Here is a 13,961-nt window from a genome sequence, read left to right on the forward strand (position 1 = left end):
CTACCGACCCCGCCGGTCACTTGGCCGCGAGGTACTCGTCGTAGATCTTCTGGTATCCGCCGTCGTCCTGGAGCTCCTTGAGCGCCTTGTTGACCGCGTCGCGCAGCTCGTCCTTCTCGCCCTTGGCGAAGGCGAAGCCGTACGACTCGTCGGTCGGGTACGTCTCGACGATCTTGTAGTCGGGGTCGTCCTGCTCGTGCACGTAGTTGACGGGCTGGTCCTGCAGGATGGCGTCGATCTGACCCGCCTGCATGGCCGGCCACAGCTCACCGTCCGAGGGGTACTGCACCAGCTGCGCACCCGGAGCGTTCTCGCCCGCGTAGGTCTCGCCGGTGGTGCCCTGCTGCACGCCGACGTTCTTGCCGTCGAGGTCGTCGATCGACTTGATGTCCGAGTCGGCGCGCACGAGGAGCGACTGCAGCGAGTCGACGTACGGGTCGGAGAAGTCGATGTTCGCCTTGCGCTCGTCGGTGATGGTCATCGCAGAGGCACCGATGTCGCACGTGCCGGCGGCGAGCGTGGTGCCGGACTGGAGCGCGTCGAAGCCCACGTCCTGCACGGCGAGCTTCAGGTCGATCTTCTCGGCGATCGCACTGAGCAGGTCGATGTCGAAGCCGGAGTAGCCGGTCTCGCTGGAGGGGTCCTCGACCTCGAACGGCGGGTAGGGGACGTCGGAGCACACGGTGAGCGTTCCGGCCTCGACGAGACCGTACTTGTCGTCGGCGGCGGGAGCGTCACTGCTTCCCGCGTCGGATGATCCGGTGGCGCAGCCGGCGAGCGCGAGGGTGGCCGTCGCCACGAGGGCGAGGCCGGCGATGAGGTTGCGACGAGGCATGTCGGCTCCTGTGAGTCGAGGGCACGGAGGCCCGCTGACGGGTAGGAGTTCATCTAAACATGCGGCTCGTCGCGTGACCAATGACATCGGCATCCGCGCGCATTACGTTTGTGTTGCAAGTACGCCCCGATCACACGTGGAAACCGAGTTCCTGGGACGGTGCGACGCGGTGTCAGACCTCGAAGTCGACGGCGACGCGCGAGGCGACGACCGATCGGATGTACGCGGCGACCTCGGCGTGCGCGGGGTGCACCTGGTACTCGTCGATCGCCGCGACCGAGGCGAAGTCCGCGACGAGCGTGACGTCCCAGTTCGCCTCCGGATAGGCGACGTTCGCGCCGGCGGAGATGGAGAGGAGCTGCGGGACGACACCGTCGAGAGCGTTCAGCCGGCGAGCGACCTCGGCAGCCTGGGCACCACGCTCGGCAGCGTCTTCGGCGGCGAGCTTCCAGGTCACGACATGGCGGATGGTCACAGGGCTTCCTTCAGTTCGGTCGGGGATTCACCACGGAGTGCGTCTTCGAGCGCCTCTCGCAGCCGGTCGGGCGAGACGCGCCAATGCGCGTGCAGCTCGCCGTCGATCAGCACGACCGGGATCTTCTCCCACCACAGCTCGTACAGCGCGGGATCGTCCTGGATCGACGCCTCGACGATCTCGATCTGCTCGGCGGCGGCGTCGGGCAGCTCGGCGACGACGGCATCGATGACGTCGGAGGCGACGTCGCACAGATGGCAGTCGGGCTTGCCGATCAGAGTCAGCGTGGTCACGCCGACGGCACCTCGACCGCGCGGCCCTGGGCGATCCACTCGCCGGTGCCGCCCTCGACGTTCGTGGCGTCGTAACCGCGCGACTCCAGAGCCTCGACCACACGAGCCGAGCGCCCGCCTGCCTGGCAGATGACGTCGAACGCCTCGGCAGGCAGCTCTTCCAGCCGGTTGCCGATCTCGGACATCGGGATGTTGACGGCCCCCGGCACATGGCCGGCAGCGAACTCGTCCACCTCCCGCACATCGATGAGCGGGATACCGGTGCGCTCGGCGAGCTCGGTGACGGTGATCGACTTCATGACATCCTCTCGGCGGGACGGAGATGCGGCCGGAGACACAAAGCGCCCGTCCGAAGACAGGCGCTCGTGTCTGGTCGCTTACTTCTTGTTGCGACGCTGGTGGCGAGTCTTACGAAGCAGCTTGCGGTGCTTCTTCTTCGCCATGCGCTTGCGGCGCTTCTTGATGACAGAACCCACGGAAACCTCACTAAGTCAGTGGCTGGGTGTCGCCGAAATCGGACACCCGGGTACGGGCACGGAAAATGCCTCGGGTCAGTCTAGCAAACCCGAAGGCGTCGCCTGTCACACGCATCGACCGCCCGCAGGCGGCGGAGCACGAGAAGGCGATCGACGTCAGCCGACGTCGGCGATCGGGCGCTGCAGCGCATCAGCCACAGCGGACTCGGGTACGCGATAGCTGCGCCCGAAACGGACGGCCGGCAACTCCCCCGCATGGACCAGCCGATACACGGTCATCTTGGACACGCGCATGAGCTCTGCGACCTCAGCAACCGTGAGGAATCGGACGTCAGGAACCTCGGGCATCCCACGTACCCCTTTCTCGATGTGCACACTCTATGTGGTAGCTGGGACGCGTGTAAACCTCTGTGACTCGTGTGATCAGTGAGGTGCGACCGACCGCGAGAGCTCAGGTTCAGCCGGACTTCTTCGCATTCGCCGACCGCTCCCTGGCCTCCCGCCATGTCTGACGCTCGATCTTGCGGGCCGACCGCAGAGCCTTCTCAGCCTCGCGCACCGCCTTCTGCGCCTCTTTGAGCCGACGATCCCCGGACACCTCGGCCGGGTCGATGTCGATCCACTCCGCCGCCTCGGCGTGCAGCTCTCCGCGGTCGAGGCCCGCGATGTACGCCGTGACCCCGTCGAGGGTCCGCTCGACGGCGAACCGGAACGGATCGGCCGTCGAGGTGAACACGTCGTCTTCGATCGCGCGACGGAGCGCGGGGAACTCCTCGGCCGTGATCACCCGATCGAAGAGAGCGGCTTCGTTCGCGGCCACCTCATCGGGGGTGAGTCCCGTGCCGCGGGACTGCTCGGTGTAGCCGGCCTGCACGATCCCGCACCAGCGGGCATGCCCGGTCACCGCGAGCGCGACGGCCATGCGCTCTTCCGTCGTCAGCGCGGTGCCGTCGAGAGCGGCGAGCCCGGCATCCAGCCAGGCCGAGCTGTTCGGGGTGATCGGCGATCCGGTGATCGGCAGGGACAGCATCCAGGGATGGCGCAGGTAGAGCTTGACCTGCTCTTCATACAGGGCGATCAGTCGTCCGCGCCAGCCGTCGGCCTCGAGGTGGCTCTGCGGCGGCAGCCCCGTCGCCTCTTCCTGCATCAGCAGCAGCAGATCGTCCTTCGCCGTCACGTATCGGTACAGCGACATCGGCGTGAATCCGAGCCGCGCCGCGACCGCGGCCATCGACACGGCGCCGATCCCCTCGGCATCCGCCAGTTCGACGGCGGCGTCGACGATCTTCTCGACGCTCATCTCGCGCTTGGGACCACGCTGCGGGTTCGCGGCGACACCCCACGCCAGCGCGATCCCGCGTGGCAGCTCCGGCGGCTCCGTCTCAGTCATGCGCTCATCTTACTTCTGTTTATTATCTAAACAGTGTGTTACGGTCATACACAGTTGCGTTGGTGATACACAGTTTTCTACATACACAGAAAGGAGCGCCTGATGGAGACAGCCATCGAGGTGCAGGGGCTGCGCAAGGCCTTCGGGAACAAGACCGTCGTCGACGGACTGGATTTCGCGGTCGCCCGCGGCGAGGTCTTCGCCCTGCTCGGGCCGAACGGCGCCGGCAAGACCACGACGATCAACATCCTCACCACCCTCACCGCGGCAGACGCCGGCTCGGCGCGGGTCGCCGGCTGGGACATCGGGACGCAGGCGATCGAGGTCCGGCGACGGATCAGCCTCACCGGCCAGGCGGCAGCCGTCGACGATGCACTGAGCGCGACCGAGAACGTCGTCATGTTCGCGCGGCTCGCCGGGCTCGGACGGGCAGCTGCACGACGACGTGCCGCCGACCTGATCGACCAGTTCGACCTCACGGATGCCGCCTCCCGCATGGTGCGCACGTTCTCCGGAGGAATGCGACGTCGCCTCGACCTCGCCCTGAGCTTCGTGGTGACGCCGGAGGTGCTGTTCCTCGACGAGCCCACCACAGGTCTGGACACCCGCAGCCGTCGGGCGTTGTGGGACATCATCCGCATGCTGGCGAAGGCGGGGACGACGGTCTTCCTCACCACCCAGTACCTGGAGGAGGCCGATCAGCTGGCAGACCGCATCGCGGTGCTGCATGACGGCAGGGTCGCCGCCCTCGGCACGCCTGCCGCATTGAAGGCGCGCGTCGGCGGAGACACCGTCGAACTCCACGACAGCCGCGGCGAGCTTCGCCGGCAGATCCCCACCGATGGCACGGTCGCCGATCTCCGGCGAGCGCTCGACGTGCTCGACGAAGACGGAGAGGACGGCACCGTGACCCTGCGCCGCCCCACCCTCGACGACGTGTTCCTCGCCGTCACCGCACCTTCCCCCATCGACCACCCCGTGAAGGAGCTCGCATGAACATCACCCTCGCCGCCCCTCGCTCCGCGGCACCTGCCCTCCCCGCCCCTTCACCGCGCCCGCGCCTGCGAGGCCTCACCGCCGAGGCGGTGTTCGTCGGTCGCAGCCTGCGCCACTCGCTGAGAGACGGCGAATCGCTGCTCATGGCGATCATGCTGCCCGTCATGCTCATGCTCATGTTCACGTGGGTGTTCGGCGGAGCGATCGATCCGTCCGGCGCCTACGTCGACTACGTGGTGCCCGGCATCATCCTCACCTGCGCGGGGTTCGGAGCCTCCTCCACCGCGGTGTATGTCGCGAACGACATGCGCACCGGCATCATCGACCGGTTCCGCACGATGCCGCTGCGAGCGGGGGCGGTGCTGACCGGGCACGTCGTCGCGAGCGTGCTGCGCAACCTCATCGCCACGGCGATCGTGATCGGCGTGGGAGTGCTCGTGGGCTTCCGTCCGAGCGCGAACGCAGGGGAGTGGGTGGGGCTCGCCGCCCTGATCGCGCTGTACATCCTCGCGATCACGTATCTGTTCGCCGCCATCGGCCTTGCCGCAGGAAGCCCGGAAGGGGCGAACGGCTACGGCTTCGTGCTGCTCTTCCTCCCCTACCTGTCCAGTGCGTTCGTCCCGGTGGCGAGCATGCCGGAGTGGTTGCAGCCGGTGGCCGCGAATCAGCCGATCACACCCATCGTGGAGACGATCCGCGGGCTGCTCACTGATGCCCCCGTGCAGGGCGAGGCATGGTGGGCGACCGGCTGGTGCGTCGTCATCCTCGCGATCGCGGTCGCCTGGGGCGCGTGGCTCTTCCGCCGCAAAGCCGGGCGACGCTGAGCGGACCGGCGGCAGCGGGCATCCCCCGCGAAGACATATCCCCGCGGAGCCCACATCCCAGCGGAGACATAGGCGTTCTGCGGCTTTCGCTCATCTGCCGCTGGGACTGTTGACGCAGGGCTCGTGCTGGCACCGCCGAGTCCGCCCCGGGTGTGGGGACCCGCACCTCGCCCCTGACGACAAGCCCCCTGTCGTCAGGGGCGAGTCGTTGCGGGTCTCCGCCAGCTGACGGGGAGATCGCGCATCACCAGAACGCTGTCGATCTGCGCGGCGCCCTGCGGAAGACCGTCGAAGAACGACGACCTGACCTCGTTCACGCGGCCCGCCTCCACGGCCCAGCGCGCCGCGGACAGTTCCACGGCCTCCGCTCCCCTGCCGTCGCGTCGCGGCGACCAGCCGGTGGCGCCCGCCCGGTAGAACCGTGAAGCGTCGCCCACTGTCGGGAAGAGCGAGCTCTCCCATTCCTCCGACACCTCGATGTCTGCGGAGACGCTCGCGTCGGACGCCTGCATCCGGACCTGGATTCGCGAGTCGGTCTCGTCGATGTCGAACCGCGCGCGCCGCTGCACGCCGGGGAAGAACCGACCCCCGCCGATGACGGGCACGATGTCCGAGGAGTGCCGCTCGATCACGTAGACGCCCGTGCGCGTGGTCCCGCCCTCGTCCCACTCGACCGCGAACCGGTGCGCGGCGTTCTCCGTGGAGATGCCCCACCGCGGTCGCAGCCATCCGGGACGCAGCTCCGTCAGCGCGATCAGGCACACCCCGCCGACCGCGCTCCCGTCGATGAGCTGCGGGCGGAAGGGGGCGGGGATCATCTCGCCGGCCACCGAAGGATCAACCCGATACGTCAGCAGCAGACGGCGCCGCATACGGCCGCGAAGTGTGCGCATGAGGAGGTTCATGCCTAGAATTTAACAGCTTTGCTAAATAGCTACAAGCCTTCGATGCGATCGTTCGGCGTCGCTCGAACCGTCACGCTCCGAGCCGCTTGAGCGCGTTCGCGACGACGTGCTTCGCGGAGGCGGCCGCCCGTCCGACGACCTCGGCGGCATGCGCCGCGCTTTCGGGAACCGCGTGGTAATCGATGTCGGGTGCGCTGTCGCCGTAGGCGTCGACCAGGAACGGCACCAGCCAGTCGTCCACGACTTCGAGCGGCTCGACCGCGAGGCTGTAGAAACGGCGCTGACCGTCTTCGCGCACGGTGACCAGCTCGGCGTCGCGCAGCACCTTCAGGTGCTTCGACACGGTGGGCTGGCTGATGCCCAGATCGGCGACGATCTGGCTGACGCTGGTGCCGGCCTCCCCTTCGGTCGTGCGCCGCAGCAGGAGCTGGAGGATGTCTCGCCTCGTACCGTCTGCGATCACGTCGAAGATGTCCGTCATGAGTTCAGGGTAGTCGTCCCCGGCACGGAGTACCATGACGAAGGCTCGGCGACAGGCGCCGTGCGGTCGCTCGGCGCGACCGAAGGAGAAACCAGAGGGGGCAGCGATGTCGGGCATCGTTTCGGCGTCGTCCCCGCGGCAGAGCCTGAAGAGTGCGGCCGGATGGGTCAAGCACCTCGTCACCTCGTCGCCGTCGCGCTTCGCGATCGTCGTCTTCGCGCTGCTGATCCTCGTGTTCACGGTTCTCCTCTCCCTGCCGATCGCCTCCGCGAGCGGCACGGTCACGCCGCTGAGCGACGCTCTCTTCACCGCTGTCTCCACCATCTGCGTCACCGGACTCGCAACGGTCGACATGGCCAACTACTGGTCCCCCTTCGGACACGTCGTGGTGTTCCTCGGCGTGAACATCGGCGCCCTGGGTGTCCTCACCCTCGCGTCTCTCATGGGCATGCTGATCTCGAAGCGCCTCGGCCTGCGTGCCAAGCTGATGGCCGCCGGCGACACGAATCCGATGCGCGCGCACGGCGGCGTGGTCAACGAGAGCCAGACCGTGCGGCTCGGCGAAGTCGGCCAGCTGCTGACCACCGTCGCCGTCTCGGCGCTCATCATCGAAGCGTCGCTCGCGATCCTCCTCTATCCCGCGCTCGTGATGGCCGGGGTCGACCCGATCGCGGCGCTCTGGGAGGCGCCCTACTTCGCGGCGATGGCGTTCACGAACACCGGTTTCGCTCCCAACGACGGCGGCGTCGCGGTGTTCGCCGACGACTACCTGGTGCTCTCGCTCCTCATGGTGGGCGTCTTCCTCGGCAGCATCGGCTTCCCCGTCATCTACACGCTCGCCAAGCACGTCTGGCACGTGAAGCGCTGGTCCCTGCACACCAAGCTCACGCTCGTCACGACCATCCTCCTGTTCATCCTGGGCGCGGCCGTCTTCGTCATCCTCGAGTTCAACAACCCGAAGACCTTCGGCTCCATGGACGCCACCGACACCACCTTCCAGGCGTTCTTCCTCTCGGCGATGACCAGATCCGGCGGTTTCAACGTGATCGAGATGGACGACCTGAACGGGTCCTCCCTGCTCGCGGCCAGCATGCTGATGTTCGTCGGCGGCGGCTCGGCGTCGACGGCCGGCGGCATCAAGGTGACCACCCTCGCCGTGCTCGCCATCGCCGTGTGGTCCGAGGCCAAGGGCCGTCAGTCCGTCGAGGCGTTCGGCCGCCGCATCCCGAGCGACGTGCAGCGCGTGGCCCTCAGCGTCGTCGCGTGGGGGGCCACGATCGTCGCGCTGTCGACGATCGTCATCGCCCAGATCACCAAGGCCGATATCAGCCACGTGCTGTTCGACGTGATCTCGGCGTTCGGCACGGTCGGCCTGTCGACGGGGCTCACCGCGGAACTTCCCGATTCGGCCTCGTACGTGATGGCCGCGACCATCTTCATGGGCCGCGTTGGTACAGTGACACTCGCCGCGGCGGTCGCCGCGACATCGCGAACGCAGTACTACTCACTGCCCGTGGAAAGGCCGATCGTTGGTTGAAGTCCTGCGGGGCGACGCTCCCGTCCTCGTCATCGGTCTCGGCAGGTTCGGCGCTGCCTGCGCCGGAGAGCTCGATCGCCTCGACCGCGAGGTGCTCGCGATCGACGACAACCTCGAACTCGTGCAGAAGTGGTCCGACCGGGTCACGCACACCGTGCAGGCCGACGCGAAGAACATCGACGCGCTGCGTCAGATCGGCGCCCAGGACTTCCAGGTCGCGGTCGTCGCCGTCGGATCCTCGATCGAGGCGTCGGTGCTGATCACCGCGAACCTCGTCGACCTGAAGGTGCCGCAGATCTGGGCCAAGGCCGTCTCCCAGTCGCACGGCAAGATCCTCGCCCGTGTCGGCGCCAACCACGTCATCTATCCCGAGCGCGAAGCGGGTGAGCGCGTGGCGCACCTCGTGAGCGGACGGATGCTCGACTTCATCCGCTTCGACGACGACTTCGTCCTCGCCAAGATGTACCCGCCGAAGTTCATCCGCGGCGTCGGACTGAACGAGTCCGGCGTGCGATCCAAGTACAAGGTCACCGTCGTCGGGGTGAAGAGTCCGGGCAAGCCGTTCCGCTACGCCGAAGCGAACACGATCGTGACGAACCACGACCTCATCATCGTCTCGGGCACCAACAGCGACATCGAGCGCTTCGCCGGCCTCGACCGCTGACGACGCGTCGTCCGGTCTGCCGACTCCCCCTCGCGGCGGATGTGAGGGTCCCCGTCGTCGTGATGGGATGGGACCCATGACCGACCACACCGCGGCTCCTCCCGTCCTCGCCCTTCGCGGGCTTCGCAAGCAGTTCGGGCAGAAGGTCGCCGTCGACAGTCTCTCCCTCGACGTGCCGGCCGGATCCATGCTGGGGCTGCTCGGCCCGAACGGGGCGGGCAAGACCACCACCCTCGCGATGGCCACGGGCCTGCTGCGTCCCGATGCGGGAACCGCCTGGGTGCTCGGTGCGGACGTGTGGCAGAACCCCGCCGAGGCGAAGGCGCGTATGGGCGTGCTGCCCGACGGCATCCGCATGCTCGACCGACTGACCGGCGCCGAGTTGCTGCGATACACCGGGCTCCTGCGCGGCATGGCCGAGGCGGACGTCGTCTCCCGGACCGTCGACCTGCTCGAGGCCCTCGGGCTCGCCGACGCCCGCGACACGCTCGTCGTCGACTACTCCGCGGGCATGCGCAAGAAGATCGGACTCGCCTGCGCGCTGATCCACGCTCCGCGCCTGCTCATCCTCGACGAGCCGCTCGAGGCCGTGGACCCGGTGTCGGGCGAGACGATCCGGCAGATCCTGCGATCGTTCGTCGACGGCGGCGGCACGGTCGTGCTTTCCAGCCACGTGATGGAACTCGTCGAATCGATGTGCGACAGAGTCGCCATCGTCGCCGAGGGACGCCTGCTCGCGCACGGCCCGCTCGACGAGGTGCGAGCCGGCCTCTCGCTGCAGCAGCGCTTCCTCACGCTCGTGGGTGCGCACGACCTCGGAACGGAGACGCTCGCATGGTTGCGCTCCTCGTAAGTCTGCGCTGGCGGCAGCTCCGCCATCAGTTGTCCCGCAATCCCTGGATGATCGTCACCTTGATCATCACGGGCATGGTGGCGCTCGGGCTCCTCGCCGGACTCACCGCCGGACTCGTCGCGCTGCGCTTCGCCGCGCCCGACGGCGCCGTCACCGCCATCGTGCTCACCGGCTCGGTGATCGTGCTCGGGTGGTGGATCGGGTCGATCCTGGTCAGCGCCGACGACTCGCTCGCTCCCGAGCGCTTCGCACTGCTGCCCGTGACCGCACCCGCACTGCTGCCGGGTTTCGTCGTCGCCGGAGCCACGACCATCGGTGGTATCGGCACCACGGTCGCCCTGCTGCTGATGCTGCTCGGCTGGTCGGTCAGCATGCCCGCTCTGTTGAGCGCCGTGATCATGATCCCGGTGGCCGTCAGCACCTGTGTGCTCGGTGCCCGCGTGGTGAGCGGCCTCCTCGCCGGCTGGCTGGCGCGCCGCAGCACACGCGACCTGGTGCTGACCCTCGGCGTGCTGCTCGCCGCCTCGTCCGGCCTCATCCTCAACCTGGGGATCGGGGCCTTGACCAGGGTCGGTGACGTCGGAGAGGCGTTCACCACCATCGCCGACATCGCCGCCTGGACACCGGTGGGTGCCGTATTCGGGGTGTCCGCCTCGGCCGCACAGGGTGACATCCTCACCGCCGCGCTCCGCCTGCTGATCGCCCTCGCGACGGTGGTCGTGCTGTGGTTCGCGTCGCAGCGGCTGCTGGCCGCGCGACTCGTCTCGCCGATCCAGAGCAGCGGGGGCGGACGGGTGCGTTCCGGCGGTCTGCTCGACCGGGTGCTGCCGGCGAACTCGATGGGGGCGATCGCCGCACGGTCGCTGCGCTACTTCCGTCGTGATCCGCGCCAACTGGTCAACATCGTGATGCTCCTGCTGCTGCCGGCGATCTTCATCGGCATCGCGCTGATGAACGGTCTGCAGGAGGAGGCGATCGGCTTCGCCCCGGCCATCACCCTGATCCCCGCGATCAACGCCCTGCTCGCCGGAACGATCGTGCAGATGGCGATCGCCTACGACAACGATGCCGTCGCCATCCATATCCTCACCGGGGTCAGCGGTGCCGCCGACCGCGCGGGACGCCTGCTCGGCTTCGGGCTGATCGCGGTTCCGGTGACGATCGTGCTGTGCGTGGCGACCTGCCTCCTCGCCGGACGTCCCGACCTGCTGCCGGGCAGTCTCGGCGCCGCTCTCGGCCTGACGGCGATCGCCGGCGGCGCCGGCGCATGGGTGGGGAGCTTCCTCCCCGGACGCGCACCCGCCCCGGAGGCGAATCCCTTCGGACGCGGCTCGTCCGGAGGAGTGCAGTCGTTGCTCGCGATGATCATCATCGGTCCGATCACGCTCGCCCTCGGTGCCCCCGCACTCGGATTCGCGATCGCGGCGATCTGGAACCCCGCCCTCGGCTGGGTCAGCCTCGCATGCGGCATCGCGTTCGGCGGACTGGCGATCTGGGGTGGAACCGTGCTCGGCGGGAGGGTCCTGGATCGTCGCTGGCCCGAGGTGCTCGCCGACGTGTCCAGCGAGAGCTGAGCGAGACCGGAACCCGTCAGGCGTCGATGTCGAGGGTGATCTCGACCACGTCGCCCACTCCGACGCCCTCGCGGTCCTGGAGCGCCTTCTTGATCGGCACGATGTACCCGCCGTCCTTCGGCCACAGGGCGGTGGTCACCGTGGTCTCACCGACAGTGACCGATGCGGGGATCATGCCCCACCCGTACGTGACGACGGAAGCGATCTCGTGGATCAGCTCGCTCTCGGCGGCTGGCACCGTGACGAAATGGAACGGCGCGGGACCGCGCCAGTACCAGATCGCGCCCTCGATCCGCAGTCGCATCACTCACGCCCCGGCGGCGAGTTCCCTGGCACGCGCGAGAGCCGCAGCGGCGGCATCGGCGAAGGTGCGCTCGAGATGCGCGTCCTGCAGCACGGCGACCGCACGCTCGGTCGTCCCCTTCGGACTGGTGACCCGACGACGAAGTTCCGTCGGGTCACCGCCCGAGGCGTCGAGCAGCGCCGTCGCGCCGATGAACGTCTGCTCGACCATCAGGCGGGCGTCGGCGTCGTCGAACCCCATGCCCACCGCGGCCTTCGTGAACTCCTCGATCAGCAGGTAGACGTACGCCGGACCGGAACCCGAGATCGTCGACAGCGCATCGATCTGCGACTCGGGCACCTCGACCACGGCTCCGACGGTCTGGAAGAGGCGACGCACCAGAGCCAGGTCGTCGTCCGAGACCGCGGCGCCTGCCGCGATTCCCGTGACCCCCTTGCGGACGGTCGACGGGGTGTTGGGCATGGAGCGGATGACGCGGGCATCCGCACCGAGCACGTCGGCGAAGGTCTGCAGCGTGACGCCGGCGGCGACGCTCACCACGATCGTGTCGGCGGCGAGGTGCGGGGCGATCTCGCGGAGCAGGTCGGGCACCATGGCCGGCTTCACGCCGACCAGCACGATGCGGGCGCCCTCCACCGCCTCGGCGTTGCCGTCCGGCCGCTCGGCGAGCGCGATGCTCGTGACGCCGTCGAGCCCGGCGAAGGCCTCCGCCTTCTCCGCGGTGCGGTTCGTCGCGGCGATGCCGCCGTCGATGGGGATACCCGAGGCGACCACCCCACGGAGGATCGCACCACCCATCGAGCCGGCACCGAGGAAAGCGAGCGAAGGAAGCGAGTCAGCCATGTCGTCATCCTACGGCGGGCACTCCGACATCCTCGGGCGGGCGGTTCTAGACTCGTCCCATGAGTGCATCCGGAGGCAACAAGGCCATCGTCGCGGCGTTCCTGGCGAACATGGGCATCGCCCTCGCGAAGTTCATCGCCTGGGCCCTCTCCGGGTCTGCCTCGATGCTCGCGGAGGCGATCCACTCCGTCGCCGACTCCGGAAACCAGCTGCTGCTGATGCTGGGAGGGCGCAAGGCCCGACGCGAGGCCGACCGTGCGCACCCGTTCGGGTACGGGCGAGAGCGCTACGTCTACGCCTTCGTCGTCTCGATCATCCTCTTCTCGGTCGGTGGTCTCTTCGCGATCTACGAAGGCGTCGAGAAGCTCACGAATCCGCACGAGCTCGACAAGACGTGGTGGTGGCTGCCGCTCGTCGTGCTCGTCGTCGCGATCGGGCTCGAATCCTTCTCGCTGCGCACCGCCGTGCGCGAGAGCAACCTCGTGCGGGAGAAGGGCCAGTCGTGGGTGTCGTTCGTGCGTCGTTCGAAGGCACCTGAGCTCCCGGTCGTGCTGCTCGAAGACGTGGGAGCGCTGACCGGCCTCACGTTCGCCCTTCTCGGCGTCGGCCTCACCCTCATCACGGGCAACCCGATGTTCGATGCACTCGGCACCGTGATGATCGGTGTGCTGCTGGTGCTGATCGCGATCGTGCTGGGCGTCGAGACGAAGAGCCTCCTGGTCGGTGAAGGCGCGACGCAGGCGGACCACGACCGTATCGTGGACGCGATCAACGCGGGCGATGAGATCGAGAAGATCATCCACATGAAGACGCTCTACCTCGGCCCGGACGAGCTGATGGTCGCCGCGAAGATCGCGCTGAACGCCGACAAGCCGCTGCGCGAGGCCGCCGACGACATCAACGCGATCGAGGCCCGTATCCGCGAGGCCGTTCCGGTGGCGCGGATCGTCTACATCGAGCCCGACGTGTACCGCCCGGCGATCGACCCCGAGCCCTCGACCGACGTCTTCGTGCTGAAGTCGTCCGACTGAGCGGAGCTCGACTCAGCGACGCTGCTCGAAGAACGAACGCAGCACCGCTGTGGCCGCGTCGGCCTGGACGCCGCCGATGACCTCGGCCCGGTAAGGCAGCCGGCGATCGCGCAGCACGTCGTACATGGACCCGGCCGCGCCGGCCTTGTCGTCCCAGGCTCCGAACACCACACGGCCGACGCGGGACTGCAGGATGGCACCGGCACACATGATGCACGGCTCGAGGGTGACCACGAGCGTGTGCCCATCGAGGTTCCAGGAACCGACGGACGCCGCCGCGCGCCGCAGCGCCTCGATCTCGGCGTGACCGGTCGGATCGTGGGTCTCCTCGCGGGTGTTGCGCCCTTCGGCGATGATCCGCCCTCCCCCGTCGATCACGACGGCACCGACGGGGATCTCGGATGCCGCGGCCGCCTCGGCGGCGAGCACGAGGGCGCGCTGCATCGCGAGGTCATCTGCAGCGGTCATGCGTCGAGCCTA

Annotated in this window: 19 protein-coding genes; 7 read left to right on the top strand and 12 right to left on the bottom strand. The window is 68.2% G+C overall.

Features of this window, described 5'->3' with window-relative positions:
- Positions 1–16: 16 nt before the first annotated feature.
- The 7 genes from GLO27_RS00400 to GLO27_RS00430 form a co-directional block, all read right to left on the bottom strand.
- Positions 17–835 carry a basic amino acid ABC transporter substrate-binding protein gene (locus tag GLO27_RS00400; RefSeq protein ID WP_021198054.1) on the bottom strand — a complete coding sequence of 273 codons (819 nt, stop codon included), beginning with the start codon at positions 833–835 and terminating at the stop codon, positions 17–19.
- A gap of 172 nt (positions 836–1,007) precedes the next feature.
- A complete protein-coding gene (locus tag GLO27_RS00405; protein ID WP_029259769.1) occupies positions 1,008–1,310 on the bottom strand; it encodes a Dabb family protein in 303 nt (100 codons plus the stop codon).
- Complete coding sequence (locus GLO27_RS00410) at positions 1,307–1,603, bottom strand: glutaredoxin family protein (RefSeq protein WP_167253097.1); 297 nt, start codon at positions 1,601–1,603, stop codon at positions 1,307–1,309. Before GLO27_RS00410 ends, GLO27_RS00405 begins: the two co-directional genes overlap by 4 nt.
- Positions 1,600–1,902 carry a rhodanese-like domain-containing protein gene (locus GLO27_RS00415; RefSeq protein WP_029259767.1) on the bottom strand — a complete coding sequence of 101 codons (303 nt, stop codon included), beginning with the start codon at positions 1,900–1,902 and terminating at the stop codon, positions 1,600–1,602. Before GLO27_RS00415 ends, GLO27_RS00410 begins: the two co-directional genes overlap by 4 nt.
- 78 nt (positions 1,903–1,980) lie before the next feature.
- Positions 1,981–2,079 carry an AURKAIP1/COX24 domain-containing protein gene (locus tag GLO27_RS00420; RefSeq protein ID WP_003792170.1) on the bottom strand — a complete coding sequence of 33 codons (99 nt, stop codon included), beginning with the start codon at positions 2,077–2,079 and terminating at the stop codon, positions 1,981–1,983.
- A gap of 156 nt (positions 2,080–2,235) precedes the next feature.
- Positions 2,236–2,427, bottom strand: a complete 192-nt coding sequence (locus GLO27_RS00425; protein ID WP_017204627.1) for a helix-turn-helix domain-containing protein — start codon at positions 2,425–2,427, stop codon at positions 2,236–2,238.
- 109 nt (positions 2,428–2,536) lie between these two features.
- Positions 2,537–3,469, bottom strand: a complete 933-nt coding sequence (locus tag GLO27_RS00430) for a TetR family transcriptional regulator (RefSeq protein ID WP_167253100.1) — start codon at positions 3,467–3,469, stop codon at positions 2,537–2,539.
- Between the two features lie 102 nt (positions 3,470–3,571).
- On the opposite strand from GLO27_RS00430, the gene GLO27_RS00435 reads away from it, so the two are divergent.
- Both GLO27_RS00435 and GLO27_RS00440 read left to right on the top strand, forming a co-directional pair.
- Positions 3,572–4,465, top strand: a complete 894-nt coding sequence (locus GLO27_RS00435; RefSeq protein WP_021198059.1) for a daunorubicin resistance protein DrrA family ABC transporter ATP-binding protein — start codon at positions 3,572–3,574, stop codon at positions 4,463–4,465.
- On the top strand, positions 4,462–5,289 hold the full coding sequence (locus GLO27_RS00440; RefSeq protein WP_167253101.1) for an ABC transporter permease: 828 nt from the start codon (positions 4,462–4,464) through the stop codon (positions 5,287–5,289). The genes GLO27_RS00435 and GLO27_RS00440 overlap by 4 nt, the downstream gene beginning before the upstream one ends.
- Positions 5,290–5,483: 194 nt before the next feature.
- On the opposite strand, the gene GLO27_RS00445 is transcribed toward GLO27_RS00440, so the two are convergent.
- Together GLO27_RS00445 and GLO27_RS00450 are read right to left on the bottom strand one after the other, a co-directional pair.
- Positions 5,484–6,194: a DUF2071 domain-containing protein gene (locus GLO27_RS00445; protein ID WP_167253103.1), complete on the bottom strand. Its 711-nt coding sequence runs from the start codon at positions 6,192–6,194 to the stop codon at positions 5,484–5,486.
- A gap of 70 nt (positions 6,195–6,264) precedes the next feature.
- Positions 6,265–6,675, bottom strand: coding sequence for a metalloregulator ArsR/SmtB family transcription factor (locus GLO27_RS00450; protein WP_029259762.1), 411 nt, complete (start codon positions 6,673–6,675; stop codon positions 6,265–6,267).
- A gap of 106 nt (positions 6,676–6,781) precedes the next feature.
- Here GLO27_RS00450 and GLO27_RS00455 point away from each other — a divergent pair, with 106 nt between their 5' ends.
- The 4 genes from GLO27_RS00455 to GLO27_RS00470 all read left to right on the top strand — a co-directional run bounded on the left by GLO27_RS00455 (position 6,782) and on the right by GLO27_RS00470 (position 11,303).
- Positions 6,782–8,212: a potassium transporter TrkG gene (locus GLO27_RS00455; protein WP_021198063.1), complete on the top strand. Its 1,431-nt coding sequence runs from the start codon at positions 6,782–6,784 to the stop codon at positions 8,210–8,212.
- Entirely contained in the window at positions 8,205–8,876 is a 672-nt protein-coding gene (locus GLO27_RS00460) for a TrkA family potassium uptake protein (protein WP_021198064.1), read from the top strand. The genes GLO27_RS00455 and GLO27_RS00460 overlap by 8 nt, the downstream gene beginning before the upstream one ends.
- Positions 8,877–8,952: 76 nt before the next feature.
- Complete coding sequence (locus GLO27_RS00465) at positions 8,953–9,729, top strand: ABC transporter ATP-binding protein (protein WP_029259761.1); 777 nt, start codon at positions 8,953–8,955, stop codon at positions 9,727–9,729.
- A complete protein-coding gene (locus GLO27_RS00470) occupies positions 9,711–11,303 on the top strand; it encodes a hypothetical protein (protein ID WP_167253105.1) in 1,593 nt (530 codons plus the stop codon). Before GLO27_RS00465 ends, GLO27_RS00470 begins: the two co-directional genes overlap by 19 nt.
- 16 nt (positions 11,304–11,319) lie before the next feature.
- Here the strand turns inward: GLO27_RS00470 and GLO27_RS00475 are convergent, their stop codons facing one another.
- Both GLO27_RS00475 and proC read right to left on the bottom strand, forming a co-directional pair.
- A complete protein-coding gene (locus tag GLO27_RS00475; protein ID WP_029259759.1) occupies positions 11,320–11,607 on the bottom strand; it encodes a DUF1905 domain-containing protein in 288 nt (95 codons plus the stop codon).
- Positions 11,608–11,610: 3 nt separating this feature from the next.
- On the bottom strand, positions 11,611–12,450 hold the full coding sequence (gene proC, locus GLO27_RS00480; RefSeq protein WP_167253107.1) for a pyrroline-5-carboxylate reductase: 840 nt from the start codon (positions 12,448–12,450) through the stop codon (positions 11,611–11,613).
- Positions 12,451–12,509: 59 nt separating this feature from the next.
- Between proC and GLO27_RS00485 the strand changes: the two genes are divergently transcribed.
- Entirely contained in the window at positions 12,510–13,481 is a 972-nt protein-coding gene (locus GLO27_RS00485; RefSeq protein ID WP_021198069.1) for a cation diffusion facilitator family transporter, read from the top strand.
- Positions 13,482–13,493: 12 nt separating this feature from the next.
- Here the strand turns inward: GLO27_RS00485 and tadA are convergent, their stop codons facing one another.
- Positions 13,494–13,949 carry a tRNA adenosine(34) deaminase TadA gene (tadA, locus tag GLO27_RS00490; RefSeq protein ID WP_021198070.1) on the bottom strand — a complete coding sequence of 152 codons (456 nt, stop codon included), beginning with the start codon at positions 13,947–13,949 and terminating at the stop codon, positions 13,494–13,496.
- Between the last annotated feature and the right edge of the window lie 12 nt (positions 13,950–13,961).

This window comes from Microbacterium sp. Be9 (assembly GCF_011754135.1).
Classification (GTDB): domain Bacteria; phylum Actinomycetota; class Actinomycetes; order Actinomycetales; family Microbacteriaceae; genus Microbacterium; species Microbacterium maritypicum_A.

Bases quoted from the DNA above. Each gene is read 5' to 3' on its own strand.
- GLO27_RS00400 (WP_021198054.1), bottom strand. From the start codon at position 835: ATGCCTCGTCGCAACCTCATCGCCGGCCTCGCCCTCGTGGCGACGGCC.
- GLO27_RS00415 (WP_029259767.1), bottom strand. From the start codon at position 1,902: ATGAAGTCGATCACCGTCACCGAGCTCGCCGAGCGCACCGGTATCCCG.
- GLO27_RS00425 (WP_017204627.1), bottom strand. From the start codon at position 2,427: ATGCCCGAGGTTCCTGACGTCCGATTCCTCACGGTTGCTGAGGTCGCA.
- GLO27_RS00430 (WP_167253100.1), bottom strand. From the start codon at position 3,469: ATGACTGAGACGGAGCCGCCGGAGCTGCCACGCGGGATCGCGCTGGCG.
- GLO27_RS00435 (WP_021198059.1), top strand. From the start codon at position 3,572: ATGGAGACAGCCATCGAGGTGCAGGGGCTGCGCAAGGCCTTCGGGAAC.
- GLO27_RS00440 (WP_167253101.1), top strand. From the start codon at position 4,462: ATGAACATCACCCTCGCCGCCCCTCGCTCCGCGGCACCTGCCCTCCCC.
- GLO27_RS00445 (WP_167253103.1), bottom strand. From the start codon at position 6,194: ATGAACCTCCTCATGCGCACACTTCGCGGCCGTATGCGGCGCCGTCTG.
- GLO27_RS00450 (WP_029259762.1), bottom strand. From the start codon at position 6,675: ATGACGGACATCTTCGACGTGATCGCAGACGGTACGAGGCGAGACATC.
- GLO27_RS00455 (WP_021198063.1), top strand. From the start codon at position 6,782: ATGTCGGGCATCGTTTCGGCGTCGTCCCCGCGGCAGAGCCTGAAGAGT.
- GLO27_RS00465 (WP_029259761.1), top strand. From the start codon at position 8,953: ATGACCGACCACACCGCGGCTCCTCCCGTCCTCGCCCTTCGCGGGCTT.
- GLO27_RS00470 (WP_167253105.1), top strand. From the start codon at position 9,711: ATGGTTGCGCTCCTCGTAAGTCTGCGCTGGCGGCAGCTCCGCCATCAG.
- GLO27_RS00475 (WP_029259759.1), bottom strand. From the start codon at position 11,607: ATGCGACTGCGGATCGAGGGCGCGATCTGGTACTGGCGCGGTCCCGCG.
- proC (WP_167253107.1), bottom strand. From the start codon at position 12,450: ATGGCTGACTCGCTTCCTTCGCTCGCTTTCCTCGGTGCCGGCTCGATG.
- GLO27_RS00485 (WP_021198069.1), top strand. From the start codon at position 12,510: ATGAGTGCATCCGGAGGCAACAAGGCCATCGTCGCGGCGTTCCTGGCG.
- tadA (WP_021198070.1), bottom strand. From the start codon at position 13,949: ATGACCGCTGCAGATGACCTCGCGATGCAGCGCGCCCTCGTGCTCGCC.